Below are 1697 nucleotides of genomic sequence, written 5' to 3'. Positions count from 1 at the left end.
ACGACGGTGTTCAGGTCGCCGACGACGCCGAAGTCGGCCAGCTCGAAGATCGGCGCCTCGGGGTCCTTGTTGACCGCGACGATCGTCTTCGACGTCTGCATGCCGGCCCGGTGCTGGATCGCCCCGGAGATGCCCACCGCGATGTACAGCTGCGGGGAGACGGTCTTGCCGGTCTGCCCGACCTGGAAGGTGTGCGGGTAGTACCCGGAGTCCACCGCCGCCCGCGACGCCCCCACCGCCGCGCCCAGGGAGTCGGCCAGGCCCTCGATGATCGAGAAGTTCTCCGCCGAGGCGACCCCGCGCCCGCCGGAGACCACGATCGCGGCCTCGGTCAGCTCCGGGCGGGAGGACTTCTGCTCCACCACCCGGTCCACCACCCGGGCCGCCTTCGCCGCATCCGACAGCTGCACCGGCACCTGCTGCTCGGTGCCGGCGGCCGGCGCCGGGGTGGGGGTGACCGCGTTGCCGCGCACCGTGTAGATCGGGGTGCCGGTGGTGACCCGCGAGTGCACGATCGTCGCCCCGGCGAACGCCACCTGGGTCGCGGTGCCGTCGGCGGCGATCTCGGTGACGTCGGTGAGGAACCCCGAGCCGGTCTTGATCGCCAGCCGGCCGGCGACCTCCTTGCCCTCCTGCGAGGACGGGATCACCACCGCCGCCGGCGACCTCTCGGCCACCAGCGCCGCCAGCACCTCGGCCTTCGGCGCCACCAGGAAGTCCTCGACCTCCGGGGACTCGGCGACGTACACCGTGGCCGCGCCGTACTCGGCCAGCTGCTCGCGCGCGGCGGCCGCCGCGCCCGGGGCGCCGACGACGACCGCGGCGGGCTCGCCGAGCGCGCGGGCGGCGGTCAGCGCCTCCAGGGTGGTCTTGCGGACGCCGGCGCCGTCCGGGTTGAGCTCGACGAGGACCAGGACCTCAGCCATGGGGAACTACCTCTCTTCTTCGAATTCGGTCGCCGGTCAGACGATCTTCTGCGCGGCCAGGTAGTCGACCAGCGCAGCCGCGCCGTCGCCCTCGTCGGTGACCTTCACGCCGGCGCCCTTGGGCGGGCGGCCGGCGAAGTCCAGCACCTGGCTGGTCGCCGTCGCCAGGCCCACGGTGCCCGGGTCGATGCCCAGATCGGCCAGGGTCTTGCGCTCCACCGGCTTCTTCTTCGCGGCCATGATCCCCTTGAAGGAGGGATAGCGCGGCTCGTTGATGGTGTCCCAGGTGGACACGATCGCCGGCAGCGGCGCCTGAAGCGCCCAGTAGCCGCCGTCGGTCTGCCGCTCCACCTTCGCCACGTTCCCCTCGACGGTGAGCTTGCGGGCCCCGGACAGCTGCGGCAGCCCGAGCCGCTCGGCCAGCAGCGCCGGCATCACCGACAGCTGCCCGTCGGTGGACTCCGCCCCGCACAGCACGATGTCGAACTCCAGCTGACCCAGCGCCGCCGCCAGGATGGCGCTCGTCTGCGGCGCACACGCCCCGTGGATGCCCTCGTCGGAGACGTGCACCGCCCGGTCCGCGCCCATCGACAGCGCCTTGCGGATCGCGTCGGCGGCCGAGTCCGGACCCACGGTCAGGATCGTCACCTCACCGCCGTGCGCCTCCTTCAGCGTCAGCGCCTCCTCGATCGCGTACTCGTCGATCTCGTTGACGACGTTGTCCGCACTCCCCCGGGCGACGGTGTTGTCCTGAGGGTCCAGGTTCCGCTC

General features: G+C 72.6%; 2 protein-coding genes. Both read right to left on the bottom strand.

What is annotated here, in order from left to right; translation table 11 throughout:
• The coding region (locus tag MY526_RS26885) for an electron transfer flavoprotein subunit alpha/FixB family protein (RefSeq protein WP_436705480.1) at nucleotides 1-926 on the bottom strand (926 nt) is incomplete at its 3' end.
• A 36-nt stretch (nucleotides 927-962) separates the two neighbouring features.
• Nucleotides 963-1697 (bottom strand): electron transfer flavoprotein subunit beta/FixA family protein (locus MY526_RS26880; protein WP_436705479.1); only part of this gene is annotated, 735 nt, incomplete at its 5' end.

The organism is Geodermatophilus sp. CPCC 205761 (assembly GCF_051383655.1).
Classification (GTDB): domain Bacteria; phylum Actinomycetota; class Actinomycetes; order Mycobacteriales; family Geodermatophilaceae; genus Geodermatophilus.
Note: the sequence above shows the minus strand (reverse complement) of the source record. Positions and strands in the feature narration are given on the sequence as shown.